This window comes from Nesterenkonia rhizosphaerae (assembly GCF_039544555.1).
GTDB lineage: Bacteria > Actinomycetota > Actinomycetes > Actinomycetales > Micrococcaceae > Nesterenkonia > Nesterenkonia rhizosphaerae.
Genome location: NZ_BAABLW010000007.1, coordinates 536592 through 552318 on the forward strand (window position 1 = coordinate 536592; position 15727 = coordinate 552318).

Here is a 15727-nt window from a genome sequence, read left to right on the forward strand (position 1 = left end):
AGGACATCGGATGACGACGCCGGACACGGCAGCGACGACGGATCGCGCACCTGAGGATGAGCTGAGCGAGAACTCGCCAGCAGTCACTCCTGCTGGAGCCTCGCTGCGTGCACCGCGGGGTTCGCTGGGCTGGCAGAAGCTGATCCGGGCAGCATTTCACGTGGTGGCCATTACTGAGGCCATCACCTGGGCGGGTCTGCTCTGGGGCATGCATCAGCGCTACATTGCCGAGGCCGCCTATGACCCGGTGCCGCTGTGGGGGATGCTGCACGGCATCATGTTCGTGGTGTTCTGCGCAGTGGTGGTAGTGACGTCCTGGACCTTCCGCTGGAAGCTTTGGGAGCTTGCGGTGGCGCTGATGGCCGCTGTCCCGCCGTTGTTCACCATTCCGTTGGAAGTCTGGTACTCCCGCAGCGGCAGGGTGAAACCGCGGGGCTGATTCAGCCGTTGCCGGTGGTGTCCTAGAGCACCATAGCGGCGGTGACACCGCCGATGAACAGCAGCACGTTGTAGTGCAGGAACGAGGGCACACAGGTGTCCCAGATGTGGTGGTGCTGACCGTCGGCGTTCAGCCCGGATGTCGGGCCCAGGGTGCTGTCAGAGGCTGGTGCGCCGGCATCGCCAATGGCCCCGGCGGCACCGATCAGCGCAGCAGTGGCCAGCGGGGTGAAGCCCACCGCAGCGGCCAGCGGTACAAAGATCGCCGCGAGGACCGGCACGGTGCCGAACGAGGTCCCGATGCCCATGGTCACCAGCAGACCCACCAGCATCATGATGACCGCAGCCAACAGCTTGCTGTCTCCGATGAATTCCGAGGCCGAGGCCACCAGGGAGTCCACAGCGCCGGTCTCGTTGAGGACTGAGGCGTAGCCAGAGGCCACCAGCATGATGAATGCGATGGTGCCCATCATGCCCACACCGCGGTCCACAATGGGGTCGCCGTCGGTCCACCGCTCTCCGCGCAGCACGAAGATCACCAGCACCCCGGCCAGTGCGGCCATGACCAGTGACTGGAACATCACTTGAAGAACCAGGGTCACAGCCAGACCGATGAGCACCGCATAATCGCCGCGGCGCCACTTCAGATCGTTCGCATCGGTCATATCCCAGGACGTGCTGGCATCGTGGGCCAGCGGTTTCGGGTCGAGGTATTCGCGGTCCTTGCGGTAGGTCACCAGGATCGCGATGCACAGACCTACCGCCATAGCGGCAACCGGGATAGCCATCGCCAGGGGAATCTGGCCGAGGCTGATCTCCATACCGTTCTCTTCCATGGCATCGACGATGATGCCTTGGAAGATCAGGCCGAAACCCAGCGGGACAATCAGATACGGCGCTTTCAGACCGAAGGTCAGCGCGACTGCCACCCCGCGCCGGTCGATCTTCATCTTGTCGAAGGCCGCCAGCAGAGGCGGAATCAGAATCGGAATGAACGCAACGTGCACCGGCACCAGGTTCTGTGAAAAGCAGGCCAACCCGGCAATGGCGAACAGCACAGCAGCACGGGGTCCGCGCAGCAACGGCATGACACCTCGGATGAGCTTGCGAGTCAGCCCAGATCGAGCCACCATCACCGCCAGGGTGCCCAGCAGGATATAGCTCAGCGCGGTCTCGCCCTGACCGCCCAGGCCATCGATAACCACCCCGAAAGTCTCTTCTATGGAGAGCCCTCCGGTCAGCCCGGCCACCACAGCGGCCAGCAGCAGCGCGATGATGACATTGACACGGCTGAGACTGAGAACAACCAGCACCAGCACAGAGAGGACCACGGGGTTTAAGAGTTCGAGCACCGGGTTATTCCATCACATCTGACGGCACCAGGTTCTATGAGCTATTTCACTGCCGGGGATGTCGTTTCTAGCTCGCGGACGTCGCGCCGAGTCCGATTCTGGCTCGGCAGCAGGGAGCGGGTGCCTAGGAGTGCCAGTACCGGACCCAGAAAAGGCACCAACACGGCAGCAAGGACCAGCGCCAGCCGGATGCTGGTTGTGAGGTTTCGGGCACGGAGCACCGCGATGATCGCCCAGATCATTAGCCCCACTCCTATGAGCCCCACTACTTGGGCGGTGATCTCCCATTCGGTCGGGATGAGGGGGTTCATGGTGGTGTCCGCGCTGAGCATGTTCACAACCTATCTAGTCCAGGTAGAGGAAGAAATAGTAGGCCGCCAGCAGCACGAAAGGTGTAAACAGCACAGCATGCAGCAGGATGTGGTTTTTCAGTATCGCCACGAACTCGCGAAGAAACGCGCTGGGCACGAAGTACCACGCGGTGCGGGCTCCCACCACTTCAGCGTCAAGGCGAAGTTTGCGTGCCAGCAGCGCTGAACGCAGCACATGATAGTTGTTTGTCGCCACTAGCATCGGCCCGGGGCGGCCGGCTTCGCGCTGGATCTGCGCGGAATACAGCAGGTTTTGCTCGGTATTGACTGCCCGGTTCTCCGGTCTGACGTCTCCGGAAGCGACACCGGCAGCCAGCAAGTACTCGGCCATGCCCTCACCTTCAGGACGAGACTCATCCACCCCCTGTCCACCGGAGGGGATCAGCAGCGGTTTAGGATCGTCTGCGTCGCGGTAGACCTCAAGGGCACGGTCGAGCCGGGCGCGAAGCAGCGGAGGCACTTTGCCGCCAATGAGCTGAGCCCCCAGAATCACGACGGCGGCCGGAGCCACTTTATGGGTGCCGCGTGAGTAGATCACCGCGTAGCTGAGGAAGATCAGGAATACGATGCCCAGGTATCCGAAGCCGAAGAAGATCAGAACCGCCAGCGGGACAGTGATGACGGTATTGGCATTGAGTAGATTGATGACCGCCAGCGGTGAGGCGAAGACCGCGATTCCCGCCAGCAGAGATAAGAGGTTGGCCAACCGCCTGCCTTCGCGGCGTACCATCGTCACCCCGTTGGCGATCAGCGCCAACCCCAGCAGGAGGACACCGAGTAGGGATCCCAGGATGAGTTTGGCCACGATCCAGTCCAACGCCGGAACATGGTCCCAGAGCAGATTCAGCACGCCGGCCAGCCCCAGCAGGACGCCAAGGACTAACAGCACTCCGTTGCGCAGCATTCGCCGGTCCCGGGAGTGGAACCAGGCGTAGAGCACAAAACACAGCAGCGCCAGAATCAGCATCCACATCAGGGGACCTCGTCTTTCCGGGGGTTCTGATTGGCGGCGTGGAACTGCATAATCCGCTCCAGCCCGGCGCGCACCGTGGCTGCACCGGGAGCCAGGCTGAGCCTGATCCATTCATGGCCGGTGACCCGGTCAAAGTCCGTTCCCGGAACGACGGCGACACCGGCCTGTTCCAGCAGTGCCTGGCAGTAGGTGCTGGAGTCGCCCCATCGGTGCATATGGCGCCCCAGGTGGGCGTAGACGTAGAACGCGCCGTCGGCTGGTGCCACCTGTTCCCAACCGAGGTCTGGAAGGGCATCCAGCAGTGCCTGGCGGGCAGCAGCGTAGCCGGCTACCTGGGATGCGGCGAAGTCCAGTGACTCAGTGCTGAAGGCCTCCACTGCCGCCAGCTGGCTGCCGTGTGGCGGGCAGAGGGCGATATTGCCGGCAAGTCTCGAGACCGGGTCCACCAGGTGCTCGGGCAGCACCGCCCAGCCCAGCCGCCAGCCGGGCATCCCCCAGTATTTGGAGAAGGAGGAGACCACCACGGCGTCATCGCCGGTTTCTAATGCGCTGACTGCCGGTTCACCGTAGGTAATGCCGTGGTAAATCTCATCGCTGATCAGCTGCACGTCGTGTTCGGCACACCATTGGCTAAGCTTCTGAAGCTGATCCCGGCTGATCATGGTGCCGGTGGGATTGGCAGGGGAAGCGAGGATCAGCCCACTGATCCGGCCCTGAGCATGTGCCGTTTCCAACTGTTCTACAGTCGGCTGGAAACGCACCTCGGGGCCGCAGTCTAAGTCGACCACCTCGATATCGAGGCTGCTGAGGATATTCCGATAAGCCGGATAGCCGGGCCTGGCCAACGCCACCCGATCGCCTGCGTCGAAGGTCGCCAAGAAACTGAGCATGAAGGCACCGGAGGAGCCTGTGGTGATGGCAATCCGTTCGGCGGGGATCTGCACCCCGTACCAACGCTGATAGTGCTCAGCCAGGGCGCGGCGCAGCGCCATAATGCCCAAAGCGGGGGAGTAGTTCAGCACGGTGTGACTGGCGTGGAGACCAGCCGCGGCATCGTTGACGGCGGCCGGGGCACCAGAGCCAGGCTCCCCGGCAGTCAGCGAGATAATGTCCCGGCCCGCCTCGCGCAACTCTTCGATGCGCCCGAGAATGCGCATGACTTCAAAACCAGGAACCTCAGAGCGGCGCGACGGGTGCATACCTCCCAGCCTAACCGGCACGCAATAGTGCGGTCCTGACATGCGCGGATACCTTTGCCTGAAGCTGGGCTGGACTGCAGCTGGGTCTTGCGTTGCGGTGAGAGTGCTACGGTGCCGGTTCGCTCACCGTTTGAGCACACCGTTGAAGGAGGAGCTGGGTATGAAGAACCCCGATCTGAACAACCCTATTCTGAAGAACACAGCGCAGAAGAACACCGTGCAGAAGAAGGTGCTGACCACCGCGGCTCTTGTCGCTCTGCTGTTCGGGCTTTCGGCCTGTGATAACTCCGGGGAGGATAACGCCGAGGACGCCGCCGCCAACGAGGCTTCGCAGGAGCAGCCCCAGCAGGATGAGGGCAGCCCCGAAGGTGGCGAAGGAGAAGCACCGGAGATGCCCGAGCCGGATCTTGGTGATGTCCCGGAGGTAGTGGCAGAGGTCAATGACGCGGAAATCTCCGGTGAGGACTACCGCACTGCGTACGAATCTCAGTTCATGCAGCAGTCCATGCAGGCGCAGATGTCTGGCCAGGAAATCGACGAGGAACAGCTTCAGGATCAGGTCCTCAACAGTCTCATCGGTGCAGAGCTGCTGGTGCAGCAGGCCGAGGAAGATGGCTATGAGCCCAGCGAGGAAGAGGTTGATGCTGAACTTCAGGAGCTCGCCGAGGCCAACGGGATGGAATCAACGGATGAGCTGATGCAGATGGCTCAGGAGCAGGGCACCGAGGAGGACGAGCTGCGGGCCGATGTACAGCGGCAGCTGAAGATCACTCACGTCATTGAGTCCCTCGAGGTGGATGAGCCCACTGATGAAGAGGTCCAGGAGGCCTATGACGGTTTCACCGCCGGCCAGCCTGCGCCTCCGGAAGGCGAGGGCGAAGGCGATGCTGAAGCACCAGAGACGCCTTCCCTGGAGGAGCTGCGCCCCCAGATCGAGGAGCAGCTGACGGCGCAGAAGCAGAACGAGGCTGCGACAGCGCACGTTGACCAGATGCGCGAGGATGCTGACGTGCAGATCCACCTGTGATCCCACAAGGGTGATCCTTCGCGGATCGACCGGGCAGGCCCCGGGCTTGATGCAGGAGATGTCGAGCCCGGGGCCTTCGGCCGCTGACCAGGGCGTTCGTCCAGGGAATGTAGGGGGACTTCCCGGGTGCAGAGTATTGTTCGCGCCGTGGCTCCGGAGTAGTTTGGCAAGTGCTGCAGCAAGCACAGTGCGTTGAAGCACCGTCCGTTCTACCAAGCACCGCATATCCACGGGCACGAGCCGGCCGTGACCCTCCCTATTCGGAGGAATCCATGTTTTTGCACAAACAGACCCTGCAGTACAAAGCAACACCGGAGAAACCCGACGCTGTCTACGCCCGAAAATTACAGGAGTTGATCGGTGGTCAGTACGGTGAGATCACCGTGGCCATGCAGTACAGCTTCCAGGCGTGGAACGCCCATATCCCAGGCAAATACCGTGACCTGCTCTTCAGCACTGCTGCCGAGGAGTTCGGGCATGTGGAAATGCTCGCCACCATGGTGGCCCAACTTCTGGAGAAAGCTCCGCAGGGCATCACCGAAGACGCTGTTCAGGATGACCCGACGGTGGCGGCCATTGTGGGCGGCACAGATGTCCAGGAGGCAGTTGTCGCTGGCGCCGGGGCGCGCCCAGTGGACAGTAACGGTAACCCGTGGAACGCCGGTTACGTGACCGCCAGCGGCAACTTGCTGGCGGACTTCACCTCCAACATCAGTGCGGAGATGCAAGGCCGTACTCAAGTGGCTCGGCTATATCACATGACTGATGATCCCGGGGTCCGGGACCTGCTCTCCTTCCTCCTGGCACGGGATACCCATCATCAGAACCAGTGGTTGGCGGCAGCGCGCGAACTGCAAGCGGAGGGCGTTGAGGAGATGCCGGTTCCCAGCAATTTCCCCAAGTCCAAAGAAGCACAGGAGTTCTCCTACCAGGCCATCAACTTCAGCGACGGCGAGCATATGCAGGAAGGCTCCTGGGCCTCGGGTCCTGCCCCCGATGGTTTGGGCGAGTTCACCTACGTGGCCACCCCTCCCGACGGCGTCCCCATGCCGCCTCCTACCCGCCCTGACTCTCGTTTCTACGGCACTACTGATATGCCGAACATCGTGGAGAAGACAGCGGGCGCAGTCCAGGACAAGCTGAAGAAGGAGTAGCCTTCGAAGTCGCGTTGTCTGCGAGCGGTGTGAAACCTGCGTTCCTTGCTCATACCTGGCACTGATTCTGCAGGTTTCACACCGCTCTAGGCTGCTCAGCCTGCATGCGTATCAGCAGTTATTCTGCACCCAGTTGGCCAGGGCCTCGCGCACGAACTCCGCGCCTTGGGTGCCGCCGTAGTTCGCGGCGAAGCGTGCATCGCTGACATATAGGTCAGCCAGCCCCAACACGTACTCCTTCAACTGCTGACCTCCGGCGGCGGCCGGTGTGCCCGGTACACCGCTGAGCCACTGCACGTGGCGGGCTGCCAGATCCTGGGCTGCGGACGACGTCGCCCCCACCCCTGATTCCCAGGTCTCCACCCAGGCTGTGTTGAGTGCCTTCACCTCGGTCATCCATGTCTGACGCTCTGCACCGGACTTCGCCTCCCACCAGGTATTGCTGCGCTGCCAAGCGTCTACTCCCCAACGCTGGCTGACCTCGCGCTGGTAAACGGTGTGGTCGAAACCGTCGAACATGTCCTTGGCCATGAGTTCTCCGCCTTTCTCTACTGTGCTGGTGGTGTGCTGCACTGACGCGATCTGTCGCGCCAGTCGCTGCTGCTCTTCCTTAAGCAAGTGCAGATGAGTCCTCAACACCCGGACATGGGATTGCTGGTCAGCCTCCGGTGCCTGCGGATCGCTGGCGCTGAGGGCTTCCTTGATGGCTGGCAGTCCCAGGCCCAGTTCCCGCAGCAGCAGGATGCGCTGCAGGCGCAGCAGAGCAGCGCCGTCGTAATACCGGTAACCCTGATGACCGATTCTGCTGGGCTCCAGCAGGCGCTGCTGATGATAATGACGCAGGGTACGGCTGGTTGTTCCGGTGATTCGGGCGATCTCCTGGATCGACCATTCTCGCCGCCGGGGCTGTGGAGAGGAGCTCATAGCATCACCGTAGAGGTTGACGCTGCGTCAAGGTCAACGCAGCGTCAAGGTCAACGTCGCGGCCAGCGCAGAGTGAAACGGGACCCGCCGTCGGCCCTGTTGGCGGCTTCAGCGCTACCGCCGTGCAGCGCCGCGGCCTGCGCGACGATCGCCAGCCCCAGGCCGGATCCGTGCCGCTGCCGGGCGGCTGATCCGCGGAAGAACCGGGTGAAGAGCCGGGGGATCTCATCCTCCTGCAGGCCCGGGCCATTGTCTTCCACCACGACGGCGACCTCCTGTTCCTGCTGGATCCGACGGACGGTGACGATGCTGTTGGGGGAGCTGACCTGCAGGGCGTTGCGCACCAGATTCGCCACCGCACGCTCCAACGCAGCGGGGTGGACCACCGTGGTGCAGGGTTCGGCGTGGACCTCCACTGCCACCAGCGGGTTCACTCTCTTGCTGCGCTGTACAGCGCGGCTGATCAGCTCGGACACCTCCGTCTGTTGGGAGGGTTCATCATGCTGGTCGCCCTTGGCTAAGGTGATGATGCCACTGACTTCTTCAGTCAGGGCCACCAGTTGGGCGTCCAGGTCTTGCATCAGCTCAGCACGATCCTGCCGGCTGAGCCCGCGCTGTGGGTCCTCCTCCGATTTCGTGAGCAGTCCCAGGTCATTGCGCAGCACCGCAAGCGGGGTGCGCAGTTCGTGGCTGGCGTTCTCCACCAGTTCCCGCTGCTCACCGCGGGCTCGTTCCAGGGCCGCGAGCATCTGGTTCACAGAGGCCCCCAGTCGGGAGATCTCATCTTTCAATCCGGCCTCGACGTCGATCCGGTGACTCAAGTCCTGGGTGGCGGCCACTTGCTCGGTGGCAGACACCAACCTCTCCACCGGCCGCAGTGCGGTCCGCGAGACCATCCAGCCCAGCACTGCGGCCAACGCAATCCCCGCCAGCGCTGTGCCGGTCAGCGACCACGCGACCGAGTCCAGGGTGGCCTCTACGGTATTCAGCGGTTGAAAGAGCCGCAGCACACTGTGCCCGTCCGCCGCGCTGTGGGTCAGCACCCGGTAGCTCTCCCCGCTCAACCGTAGGGTCTGAAGCTGTGGCTGACCCGGAGGTCCGGGCTCGGGCAGTTGAGCCCCTTCAAGGGCGCTGGTGAGGGGCTCGAAGGTCACCTGATAGGTGCTGCCGTTGGCATCGATGACCTGGACCCCCACCGGGTCAGCCTGGACCATCTCCACAAGCTGCAGCTCCGGTTGTGACCCGCCACCGGGTACCCGGGCGGCTGCAGCGATACGGTCCACCTGCTGGGAGCGAGCTAATAGTTCCTCATCAACCTCGTCCATCATGGAGGAGCGCACCAGCAGCCAGGCCACCGCGGCTGCAGCGATGATAGCCAGCGCCACCGCGGCGGCGGTCAGCATGGTCAGCCGGGCGCGCAGGGTCACGAGGGCTGCCTCAGCACATAGCCGATGCCGCGGACGGTGTGGATCAGCCGCTCGCCGGTGCGCTGCTCCAGCTTCCGGCGCAGGTATCCGATATAGACATCAAGTGAGTTCGACGATTCATCCAGCTCCCCGCCCCACACAGCATCGTAGAGCTGGGTGCGGGTCAGCACCTGCCGCGGGTGACGCATAAAGATCTCCAACAGTGCGAACTCAGTGCGCGTGAGCTCCAGCGGCTGCCCAGCGGCGCTGACCTGCCAGCCGGCCGGGTCCAGCTGCAGCGGACCAAACGTCAGCGGCTGGTCCGCCTCGCTGCCACCGGAGCGGCGCAGCAGGGCCCGCAGCCGAGCGAGCAGTTCCTCATAGGCGAAGGGTTTGACCAGATAGTCATCGGCTCCGGCATCCAGCCCTGCCACCCGGTCACCGACTTCAGATTTGGCAGTGAGCATCAGCACCGGGGTGCGGTCACCGGCTGCACGCAGGGCCCGGCAGGTCGCGAGACCATCAAGGCCGGGCATCATCACATCGAGCACTATTGCATCCGGTGTGGCCACCGGCAGCATCTCCAGGGCTTCTTCGCCGCTGGAGGCAGGCACCACGTGGTACCCCTCAAAGCGCAGGGAGCGCGCTACTGAACGCAGCAGCGCCTGTTCGTCGTCCACCAGCAGTATCCGCATAGCCGCATTATCCTCGCGCTTGCTAAGAGCTCGCTAAGACGACGGCCCCGGGAGCCTCCAGTGTTGGAGAGTCCCGGGGCCGCCGTCGTCGTCATGTTCGGCTCAGCTTGCGGTAGAAGCTTGTCTCTGGGCCGCGAGGTAGTCCTTCATATCCTCCTCGGTCCAGCACTCCACATTCCGCAGCTCCGGCATATCCGAGGCCAGGAACACCGGGTCCAGGCCTTGTTTGCGCTGCGCCTGGTAGTGCTTGAGCAGTTTCACCGCGGTGCCGGACATCTCCATGATCACCAGCAGGTTGAACATTGCCAGGATCACCATCGTCACCCCGGCAATGGTCCAGGCCAGATCCACCGAGATCACCGCACCTAAGAAGACCACAGCGGTCAGTGCGACTGCGTAGATCTTGCGCAGCGTCTCAGAGCTGGAGATGAACAGGATATTGGCTTCGCCGAAGGAGTAGTTGCCCAGCACGGAGGTGAAAGCCAGCAGGAAGATGATGACCGCCAGCAGGATCGCACCGAAGCTGCCGAAGTTCGCCACCAGTGCAGACTGTGTCAGTTCTGCACCCAGGTTCGCGTCCACAGTGGTGTCCGGGAAGGTGAACAGAATGATGAACGCCGTCACCGAGCAGATGATCAGTGTGTCCAGATAGACGCCGAGGGTCTGCACCAGACCCTGCTTGGCCGGGTGGGAGACATCCGCGGTGGCCGCGACATTGGGCACTGAGCCCATGCCTGCCTCATTGGAGAACATGCCGCGCTGAATGCCGGCCATGATCATCGCGCCGAAGGCACCGCCGGCAGCAGCCTGGAAGTTGAACGCTTCACCGAAGATCAGCGCGACCACGGTGGGGAGCTGGTCGATATTCATCGCCACGACCACCAGGCCCACCAGGATGTAGAGGATGGCCATAATGGGCACCACGTTCTGGGTCACCTGGGCGACTCGGCGCAGCCCGGCCACCACAATGATGCCGGTCAGAGCAGTGAGGACAATGGCCAGGATCCACACCAGGGCGGTGGTGTCTTCCATGCCGAACTCGCTGGCGGCACCGGTGACGGCGTCAACAATGGTGTTGGCCTGCAGGGAGGTGAAGCTGAAGGCGAAGCAGAAGATGAAGATCACCGCGAAGACGATGCCTCCGGAGCGCGATCCCAGGCCGCGCTGGATGTAGTAGGCCGGGCCGCCCTTATAGGTGTCGAAGCGGCGCGTCTTGTACAGCTGGGCCAGGGTGGACTCCACGAAGGATGCGGCCGAGTTGAAGATGGCCATGATCCACATCCAGAAGATGGCTCCGGGTCCGCCCATGGCAATTGCACCTGCCACGCCGGCGATGTTTCCGGTGCCCACGCGCGCGGAGGTGGTCACGGTAAATGCTTGGAAGGCCGACAGGCTGCGGGTGCGCCCGTTCTCGTCCTTCTGGGCCTTATCGGTGATGCTGCGCAGCATATCCGGCAGGTGCCGGATCTGGACTCCGCCGGTGCGGATGGTCAGGTAGATGGCGACGATGATAATCACGGGGATGCCCACAAGATTCCATGCCGCCTCCTCAAAGCTCCCAATGGTCTCTAGGACCGATTCCATAGTCATAGAGATGACCCTAATCGTTACAGTGAGGTAAAGAACATCTCACACAGGCATTTTTTGGGGAGGTCCCGGTGGGCGAAGCGGTATCTGCGCAGGCGCGTCTCTCCGACGACGCTGTGGGCTCGGGATTGGCCTGGCAGCACGGGATGGCAGCCAGAGTCGCCCACGCGGTGGTTGCTCTGCTCAGCGGTGCCGGGCTCGCCAGTTCCGCATATTTGGGCTGGACAGTCGACTCTGACCTACCCGACGGGGTGGGCTACGCCGGGGGATTCACTGCGGGCTGGGATCACTTGGTCAATCAACCGGCCTATTTCACGGTGCTGTCGGCGTTGATGGTCTGTCTCACCTCAGTCATGCTCGCGGTGCGCATCAGATGGGACTCGCAGCTGTTCCAGGTGGTGCGGCTGTCCGGGGTGGTGTGCGTGATCATCACCGGGGTGGTGTTCAATCTGCTGTTGCGCGGGGACGGTGCACTCACCGGGGTGCGGCTCTTTAATGACACGGTGCTGCATCTGCTGGTGCCGGTCCTGGCCCCGCTGGTGTGGTTGATTTTCGGTCCGCACGGTCGGCTGCGCCCACTGGTCGTGGGACTGTCCATGGTGATCCCGCTGACCTGGCTGGCGGTGACCCTGGGACGCGGCCCATTCTTGGACTGGTATCCGTACACGATTCTGGATGTGCCCGGTATGGGTTATCCCGGTGTGTGGACCTATGTTGTCAGCATCCTAGGTGTGTACCTGGTGCTGGCCCTCCTGATGTGGGCAGTCGACCGCGGCATCACTCGGTGGGCCCGACCATGAACATCCATTCCACGCCGAATTTGTCCCTGAGCTGACCGAACTTGCCGTTGGGGTCCCAGGGGGCGGGCTCCAGGGCGATCGAGATCTCCGAGTCGGGGGAGAGCTTCTCCCACCAGGAGGCGATCCGCGCGTTCTCCTCGGGGCTGTCCTCACTGGCACTGAGAGCAATAGTTCCCAGCCCGTTGCCGGCAATACCCTCAAAGAGGTCGGCGGCCATCAGGTGAGCACCGCGCTCTAGGTAGAGCGAACTGTGCATGATCCGGTCTTTGTTCTCGCTGTCGTCGCCGAGTCCGGCCTCATAGGTCAGCAGGTCCAGTTCGCCGCCGAAAACGGAGGCGTAGTAGGTCATCGCCTCGCGAGCGGTGCCGGGAAACTGCAGGTAGGGGGTCATTCCAAGTGCCATCGTGCTGCCTTTCATCTAAGCGGAAGAAGGGACGACGACGCCGGCTCGGACATCCCCGCCCGCGCTCAGTCTGAACGATGTTCCTCGGCAGCGGAAGACCCGCCAGCCTTGGCCACCACGGACTCAGCTGAACTGCGTGGCCAACTGCGCGGCCAGACCGGTGTACTGCGCCGGGGTCAGCTGCTTCAGGCGAGCCTCCGCCTCCTCGGACAGGCCGAGTCCGCCGACGAACTCTTTGAGCTTCTCGGCGTCCACACGGCGACCGCGGGTCAGCTCCTTCAGTCGCTCATACGGGTTCTCCATGCCCTCAACACCGGCGATCGCCTCAGCGCGCATCACCGTCTGGATCGCCTCACCGAGGACCTCCCAGTTGGCATCCAGATCAGCCGCAATCACGTCCTCGGCCACAGCCAGCTGCTTCAACCCCTTGGTGACATTGCTCAGCGCCAGCACCGAATGCCCCAGGGCGGTGCCGATATTGCGCTGTCCGGAGGAGTCGGTGAGATCGCGCTGCCAGCGGGACTCCACCAGAGTTGCCCCCAGAGCATCCAGCAGCGCATTGGAGATCTCCAGGTTCGCCTCGGCGTTCTCGAAGCGGATCGGGTTGACCTTATGCGGCATGGTGGAGGACCCGGTCGCGCCGGCCACCGGGATCTGGCGGAAGAACCCGATGCTGATGTAGCTCCAGACATCCACGCACAGACCGTGCAGAATCCGGTTGAAACGGGCGATATCCGCATAGAGCTCGGCCTGGAAGTCATGGGATTCGATCTGGGTGGTCAGCGGGTTGAAGGTCAGTCCCAGCTTCTCCACGAAGGACTGCGCAATGCTGGGCCAATCCGCCTCAGGCGCTGCAGCCAGATGCGCGGCGTAGGTGCCGGTGGCTCCATTGATCTTGCCCAGATACTCCTGGGCTTCAATACGGCGCACCTGACGGTTCAGCCGGTGTACGAACACCGCGATCTCTTTGCCCAGAGTCGATGGGGTAGCAGGCTGGCCGTGGGTGCGCGAGAGCATCGGCACCTCAGCGGCCTGCTGCGCCAGCTCGGAGAGTCCGGCAAGTGCAGTGCGTGCCGCAGGAAGCCAGACCTGCTCGACGGCGTCGCGAATACCCACCGCATAGGAGAGGTTGTTGATGTCCTCACTGGTGCAGGCGAAATGCACCAGGGGTGTCAGATCTCCCAGGCCCAGCGGCTCCAGACGGCGAGCGATGAAGTACTCCACCGCCTTTACATCATGGACGGTCTCGGCCTCGATCGCGCCAAGTTCTGCGATCTCCTCGGAGCCGAAGCTGGTGACAGTCTCGCGCAGGCCGCTGATCTGCTCCTGGCTCAGCTGCGGCAGCCCTGGCAGTACCTGCTGCTGGCACAGGTGGATGAACCACTCCACCTCAACGTGGATGCGGTTGCGGTTCAAAGCAGCCTCAGAGAGGTGATCCACCAAGGGGGCGACGGCGGTGCGGTAGCGCCCATCCAGCGCGCCAAGCGCAATAAGCGGCTGCGCGGCAGCGAGAGAGACACGGTCCTGGGCAGCGGAGTCAGCAGCAGTGCGAGTCATGAGGGCAATTCTTCCACGGGCGGCGGTCACTGTGCGTCCACTGCCGGGTCGCTGAGTTTTCCCCAGGCAGTGCGGGGCTCCTTCGACACGCAGAATAATCCTGAGAAGCGCACAGCGCTGCGGCGCTGGTGTCGTGGCGATTTATAGCCTCCAGGTGACGCGAGATTGGAGGCTCCGGATGTTCAGTACACAGCTGGCTACTGCGCCATGGCAGCTTGCTCAGGCCGCGGAGGCCTATGACACGGCCGCAGTCACCCTGGAAGGTGCTGCTGGCCAGAAACTGCCCTTCCAACAGCACCTGGGCCGGGCCCTTGGCGTTGAGTGGGAGTCTCCAGCGGGCCGTGCTTTCCGGACTGCAGCTGAAGCACTGCATTTGCCAGGTGAACACCTCGGCGCTGAGTCCTCAGCAATAGCCGAGCAGTGTCGTGCTGTTGCCGCTGAATTGAGAGATCTCGCTGAGTTAGCGCGGCAGGTGCAGCAGATCGTTCACATGCTGGCCAACCCGGAGTTGCGCGCAACCTTCGCAGGCATTCTTGCCGCCGACCACCTGGACTGGTTCTGGCATCGGGCTGCTGGCGCTTTGAACTCCGCCCACGAGATGGCCGAATTCCTCAGAGACAGCGGAGGCATTCCCTGGGTGCTTCGCGAGGCCGCCGCGCGGATATGACCTTCACCCGCTAACTAGGAGCATGATGACCCTGACCAGCCTTCCCGGTGCTGTGACATCCGGGCCCTCCCAGCCGCTGCTTCCGATCTCAGAGATTCTGCGTGCACCCGTGCTGCCACCACCGTTCCGGGTGACCACCGCCGGAGGACCCACCGATATCAACCTGCGCTGGGCCAGCCTCATGGAGTCAGCCGATCACTTGGACAGCGCCCGAGCAGCACTGGAGGCTCAGCATCAGATGGCGTGCAACGCCCAATCAGTGCTGACCCAGAACGGTGTAGCGCTCTTGCCGTTATCCGGGAAGATTCCGGCCCTGCATGGACGGTTGGTGGCACTGATCGGCGCCGGATTTGCCACCGGGTACCTGGTCAACGGGCTCTCAGCGGGTGCTCACGCCGCCCACCAGGCCTACCGCAATACCGAGGACACTGTCCTGAGGTGGCTTCACGCGCTCACTCTGGCGGCTGACCACGAAGTCGTCCTGGCAAATCTCCTGCACCCCGATGGGGACAAAACCTACGCCTACGACTGGTCGGTGACGCTAGGAACCCTTGGCGCCGGCGGTGCCGTTGACGTGATTAAGAGGCGTTTCCCGGCGGCAGCAGCAATGGCCGGGGTAGCGCAGCTGATCAGCTCAGAGGCAGAACTAGTCAGCTACGCCATGTCCAGTGTGGAACTGAATCTCACACCGGATCCCGCCCGCCGTTTTGACTACATGGCAGACGGGTCTCTGGGCAGTTATATGGAACAGATGGAGCAGGTCAGCGAGCACGGCGATATCGCCGTCAGCCGCCTTCAGGCTGAAGGGCAGGAGGTTGCCCTGGTGCATCTGCCTGGTTTCGACATCCATGCCGACGACGGCGGCCGCAGCACCTTAGGCGTGGCAGATGCCTTAGGGAACAACTCCGAGCACCTCGCTCCACTGGTTGAAGACGCCCTCGAACACTCCGGAGTGCCGGAGGGAACTCCGCTGCTGCTGACCGGATTCAGTCTAGGAGGCCTTCATGCAATGAACCTCAGCTCAAAAGACAGCCTGAGCGGCAAGTACTCCATCAAGGGTGTTCTCACCGTGGGCTCGCCCGGGCGCAATACGCCCATGCCTGCCGAATTCCCGATCATCCACCTGCAAAACGCCCACGACCCCGTCCCGCATATTCTGGGGCAGGTGCATCAG

Annotated in this window: 15 protein-coding genes; 5 read left to right on the forward strand and 10 right to left on the reverse strand. The window is 62.9% G+C overall.

The features are described from left to right. Positions 1 to 10: 10 nt before the first annotated feature. Positions 11 to 439 carry a DUF3817 domain-containing protein gene (locus ABEA23_RS08140; protein ID WP_345477557.1) on the forward strand — a complete coding sequence of 143 codons (429 nt, stop codon included), beginning with the start codon at positions 11 to 13 and terminating at the stop codon, positions 437 to 439. 22 nt (positions 440 to 461) lie between these two features. On the opposite strand, the gene ABEA23_RS08145 is transcribed toward ABEA23_RS08140, so the two are convergent. Genes ABEA23_RS08145 through ABEA23_RS08160 form a run of 4 tightly spaced genes read right to left on the reverse strand, consistent with a single transcriptional unit; the run spans position 462 to position 4333 of the window. Beyond that, complete coding sequence (locus ABEA23_RS08145) at positions 462 to 1790, reverse strand: SLC13 family permease (RefSeq protein ID WP_345477558.1); 1329 nt, start codon at positions 1788 to 1790, stop codon at positions 462 to 464. A gap of 41 nt (positions 1791 to 1831) precedes the next feature. Beyond that, entirely contained in the window at positions 1832 to 2122 is a 291-nt protein-coding gene (locus ABEA23_RS08150; protein WP_345477559.1) for a hypothetical protein, read from the reverse strand. A gap of 13 nt (positions 2123 to 2135) precedes the next feature. Next, positions 2136 to 3134 (reverse strand): YdcF family protein, encoded by a 999-nt coding sequence (locus ABEA23_RS08155; RefSeq protein WP_345477560.1) that lies wholly within the window; start codon positions 3132 to 3134, stop codon positions 2136 to 2138. Further along, positions 3134 to 4333 (reverse strand): pyridoxal phosphate-dependent aminotransferase, encoded by a 1200-nt coding sequence (locus tag ABEA23_RS08160; protein ID WP_345477561.1) that lies wholly within the window; start codon positions 4331 to 4333, stop codon positions 3134 to 3136. The genes ABEA23_RS08155 and ABEA23_RS08160 overlap by 1 nt, the downstream gene beginning before the upstream one ends. 160 nt (positions 4334 to 4493) lie before the next feature. Here ABEA23_RS08160 and ABEA23_RS08165 point away from each other — a divergent pair, with 160 nt between their 5' ends. Together ABEA23_RS08165 and ABEA23_RS08170 are read left to right on the forward strand one after the other, a co-directional pair. Beyond that, positions 4494 to 5360, forward strand: a complete 867-nt coding sequence (locus ABEA23_RS08165; protein WP_345477562.1) for a SurA N-terminal domain-containing protein — start codon at positions 4494 to 4496, stop codon at positions 5358 to 5360. A gap of 272 nt (positions 5361 to 5632) precedes the next feature. Beyond that, positions 5633 to 6514, forward strand: a complete 882-nt coding sequence (locus tag ABEA23_RS08170) for a manganese catalase (RefSeq protein ID WP_345477563.1) — start codon at positions 5633 to 5635, stop codon at positions 6512 to 6514. A 111-nt stretch (positions 6515 to 6625) separates the two neighbouring features. Here ABEA23_RS08170 and ABEA23_RS08175 read toward each other — a convergent pair whose 3' ends face one another. The 4 genes from ABEA23_RS08175 to ABEA23_RS08190 form a co-directional block, all read right to left on the reverse strand. Continuing rightward, complete coding sequence (locus ABEA23_RS08175) at positions 6626 to 7438, reverse strand: MerR family transcriptional regulator (RefSeq protein ID WP_345477564.1); 813 nt, start codon at positions 7436 to 7438, stop codon at positions 6626 to 6628. Between the two features lie 50 nt (positions 7439 to 7488). Beyond that, on the reverse strand, positions 7489 to 8865 hold the full coding sequence (locus tag ABEA23_RS08180; protein ID WP_345477565.1) for a HAMP domain-containing sensor histidine kinase: 1377 nt from the start codon (positions 8863 to 8865) through the stop codon (positions 7489 to 7491). After that, a complete protein-coding gene (locus tag ABEA23_RS08185) occupies positions 8862 to 9539 on the reverse strand; it encodes a response regulator transcription factor (protein WP_345477566.1) in 678 nt (225 codons plus the stop codon). The genes ABEA23_RS08180 and ABEA23_RS08185 overlap by 4 nt, the downstream gene beginning before the upstream one ends. Positions 9540 to 9641: 102 nt before the next feature. Next, positions 9642 to 11129: an alanine/glycine:cation symporter family protein gene (locus tag ABEA23_RS08190; RefSeq protein WP_345477567.1), complete on the reverse strand. Its 1488-nt coding sequence runs from the start codon at positions 11127 to 11129 to the stop codon at positions 9642 to 9644. Positions 11130 to 11197: 68 nt separating this feature from the next. Here ABEA23_RS08190 and ABEA23_RS08195 point away from each other — a divergent pair, with 68 nt between their 5' ends. After that, a complete protein-coding gene (locus ABEA23_RS08195) occupies positions 11198 to 11926 on the forward strand; it encodes a Pr6Pr family membrane protein (protein ID WP_345477568.1) in 729 nt (242 codons plus the stop codon). Here the strand turns inward: ABEA23_RS08195 and ABEA23_RS08200 are convergent. Both ABEA23_RS08200 and purB read right to left on the reverse strand, forming a co-directional pair. Further along, positions 11904 to 12329 (reverse strand): VOC family protein, encoded by a 426-nt coding sequence (locus tag ABEA23_RS08200; protein ID WP_044493326.1) that lies wholly within the window; start codon positions 12327 to 12329, stop codon positions 11904 to 11906. The two genes, ABEA23_RS08195 and ABEA23_RS08200, sit on opposite strands and share 23 nt — an antisense overlap. Positions 12330 to 12452: 123 nt before the next feature. Beyond that, entirely contained in the window at positions 12453 to 13886 is a 1434-nt protein-coding gene (purB, locus tag ABEA23_RS08205; protein WP_345477569.1) for an adenylosuccinate lyase, read from the reverse strand. A 178-nt stretch (positions 13887 to 14064) separates the two neighbouring features. Between purB and ABEA23_RS08210 the strand changes: the two genes are divergently transcribed. Beyond that, on the forward strand, positions 14065 to 14553 hold the full coding sequence (locus tag ABEA23_RS08210) for a hypothetical protein (protein ID WP_345477570.1): 489 nt from the start codon (positions 14065 to 14067) through the stop codon (positions 14551 to 14553). Positions 14554 to 15727: the final 1174 nt, after the last annotated feature.